This is a genomic window from uncultured Aureimonas sp., assembly GCF_913775355.1.
In the GTDB taxonomy this organism is placed as follows: Bacteria; Pseudomonadota; Alphaproteobacteria; order Rhizobiales; family Rhizobiaceae; genus Aureimonas.
Map to the genome: position 1 here is coordinate 1 of NZ_CAJYIU010000291.1, position 3,030 is coordinate 3,030.

Sequence of the window (3,030 nt, forward strand, 5' to 3'; positions counted from 1 at the left end):
AACACGGTGGGGCCGGCGATCAGCTTGCGCACCTCGTGCTGCGACTTGCCGCAGAACGAGCAATAGAGCGTGCTCTTGCTATCGCCGCCACTGAGTTTCGTCATTCAGATCATCCTTCGTCGCAGGCATGGCGCCTGCCCTGGGCGCGGCGCAGGCTATCGCACTGCACCTTAAGCAACAACGTACAATGCCGCGAAAATCTGGGCCGTCGCCGGCGCGACCCGCGGTGTCGCCGAACCGCAATATCTATCCTACGCCCCGCGGCTTCAAGGGCGTAGCAGCGCGGCGCTGACCCGCGGCGCTAAGTCCGCCGCCGCGGAAGACCGGCGCGCCGAGCTCGGCCGCGCCGGTCAGTCGGATCACGCCGCGGCGCTGACGTCCTCGCTCGGCACCGGGCGCTTGTCGAACACCTCGTCGATCAGGCCGAACTCCTTGGCCTCCTCGGCGCTCATGAACTTGTCGCGATCCATCGCGCGCTCGATCTCCTCGAGCGGCTTGCCGGTGTACTTGGCGTACAGCGTGTTGAGGAAGTGGCGCATGCGCAGGATCTCGCGCGCCTGGATCTCGATGTCCGCCGCCATGCCCTGGGCACCGCCCGAGGGCTGGTGGATCATGATGCGGCTGTTGGTGGTGGCGACGCGCATGCCCGGCTCACCGCTGGCGAGCAGGAACGAGCCCATCGAGGCGGCCTGGCCGATGCAGAGCGTGCCGACGCGCGGCCGGATGTACTGCATCGTGTCGTGGATCGCCATGCCCGCCGTGACGACGCCGCCCGGCGAATTGATGTACATGAAGATGTCCTTCTTCGGGTTCTCCGACTCGAGGAAGAGCAGCTGCGCGCAGATCAGCGAGGCCATGCCGTCCTCGACCCCACCGGTGACGAACACGATCCGCTCCCGCAGCAGCCGCGAGAAGATGTCGAACGAGCGCTCGCCGCGGTTCGACTGCTCGATCACGATGGGGACGAGCCCGGCCTGGGTCTGCTGCATGCCGACGCCGGCGCGCGCCAAGGCGCCTGCGAAATCGCCGGTCTCGAACGGATTGTGCATGGAATAACTCTCTTATGCCCTGAAGGCGGCCAACATCGGCGCTCGCCGCAGCTTGTTCAAGCCCCGTCGCCGGCGTCCCGCCGCGGCGCCGGCTGCGCGAGATAAGCGAGCCGTCTCACCTCGCGCCGACCACGCACCACCGTATCGAGGATCAGCCCCGCGAAGCCGCACAGCGCCGCCAGGATCATCAGCCCGGTCACCAGCACCGCGGTCGGCAGCCGGGGCACGAGGCCCGTGTGCGCGTAGGTAAGTGCCAACGGCGCGGCGAGCACCATCGCGAGCAGCGCGAGCAGCGCCCCTGCCCCGCCGAAGAACCACAGCGGCCGCTCGATCCGGTACAAGGTCGCGATCGTGCGCAGGATGCGCCAGCCGTCGCTATAGGTGCTGAGCTTCGACACCGAGCCTTCGGGGCGCGCGTAATAGGGCGTCTCGACCTCGCCGAGCGGCATCTTGAGCTCGAGCGCGTGGACGCTGATCTCGGTCTCGATCTCGAAGCCGACCGACAGCACCGGGAAGCTCTTCACGAAGCGCCGCGAGAAGACGCGATAGCCGCTGAGGATGTCGCTGAAGCTCCGGCCGAACAGCCGCGTGAGCATGCCCGTGAGCAGGCTGTTGCCGAGCCGGTGACCGCGGCGATAGGCGGCGGCCGCCTCGCCGACGCGCGTGCCGACGATCATTTCGAGCTGCTCGTCGAGCACGCGCGCGACCATCGCGGGCGCCGAGGCGGAGTCATAGGTCGCGTCACCGTCGGCCATGACATAGACGTCGGCGTCGACGTCGGCGAACATGCGCCGCACCACCGCGCCCTTGCCCTGGATGCGCTCGGTGCGCACCACCGCCCCGGCGGCGCGCGCGACCGCGACGGTGCCGTCGCGGCTATTGTTGTCATAGACGTAGATGGTCGCTTCCGGCAGCGCGCGGCGGAAGCCGGCGATGGTCTCGGCGATCGCGGCCTCCTCATTGTAGCATGGCAGCAGCACCGCCACGCGCGGCATCGACCGCGTCTCGTCCACCGTCATGCCGCCCTGCATCCGCCGTCCCGCCGCCCTGATCCGCTCACCTTATCGTCATCCTAGACGATGAACCCGACCGAAACGTGAAAGAGCCGGGCTGCATCGGCAACCCGGCTCTTTCCCCGTCAAGGCGACGTCGTCGCCCGCTTACTCGGCCTTCTTGGCGCGCGTGCGCTTGGGTGCCGGCGCGTCGGCCGCCTCGGTGCCCGCCGCCGCCTCGGCCGCGGCCGGATCGGACTCGAGGACCTGGGTCTCCTCGCTCACCGGCGCCGCCTTCTTGGCGCGCGGCTTCTTGGCGGGCGCCTGGGCCGCAGCCGGTTCGACCGCTGCCTCGTCGGTCGCGGTCGCCTCGTCGACCTTGGCCGCCTTCTTCGCGGCGGGCTTCTTCGCCGGCTTCTCGGCCGCGGGCGCCTCGCCTTCGGTCGCGCCACCCTCGCCGTCGCTCGCGGCCGGCTTCTTCTTGCCGCGCGTCTGCTTGGGCTTGTGGTTGTCGTGATCGTGGTGGTGCGTGCGGGTCGCGAAGCCGTCCTCGCTCTCGATCGCGGCCTCGAGCTCCTCGCGGGTCGTCTCGCGCTCGGTCACCTCGGCCTTGTCGAACAGGAAGTCGACCACCTTGTCCTCATACAGCGGCGCGCGCAGCTGCGCGGCGGCCATCGGATCCTGCTGGATGTATTGGACGAAGCGTTGCTGGTCCTCGCCGCGATACTGCTGCGCGGCCTGGGCGATCAGCCGGTTCATCTCCTGCTGCGACACTTCGACGCCGTTCGCCTGACCGATCTCGCTCAGCAGCAGCCCGAGGCGAACGCGACGCTCGGCGATCTTGCGGTAGTCGTCGCGCTCGGCCTCCATCTCGGCCAGCGCCGCCTGGGGATCGGGCTCGTGCGTCGCCTCGTGCTGGAGCTGCCGCCAGATCTGGTTGAACTCGGCCTCCACCATCGACGGCGGCACCTCGAAATCATGCCCCTCGG

At 68.9% G+C, this 3,030-nt stretch carries 3 protein-coding genes and 1 pseudogene; all 4 read right to left on the reverse strand.

Features of this window, described 5'->3' with window-relative positions; translation table 11 throughout:
* Positions 1 to 104 (reverse strand): ClpX C4-type zinc finger protein (locus QZ753_RS17850; protein ID WP_294645602.1); only part of this gene is annotated, 104 nt, incomplete at its 3' end.
* A gap of 255 nt (positions 105 to 359) precedes the next feature.
* Entirely contained in the window at positions 360 to 989 is a 630-nt protein-coding gene (locus tag QZ753_RS17855; RefSeq protein ID WP_219753379.1) for an ATP-dependent Clp protease proteolytic subunit, read from the reverse strand.
* A 116-nt stretch (positions 990 to 1,105) separates the two neighbouring features.
* Positions 1,106 to 2,068: a glycosyltransferase family 2 protein gene (locus QZ753_RS17860; RefSeq protein ID WP_294645601.1), complete on the reverse strand. Its 963-nt coding sequence runs from the start codon at positions 2,066 to 2,068 to the stop codon at positions 1,106 to 1,108.
* Between the two features lie 141 nt (positions 2,069 to 2,209).
* Positions 2,210 to 3,030 (reverse strand): annotated as a pseudogene (locus QZ753_RS17865) (hypothetical protein); the annotation flags it as partial.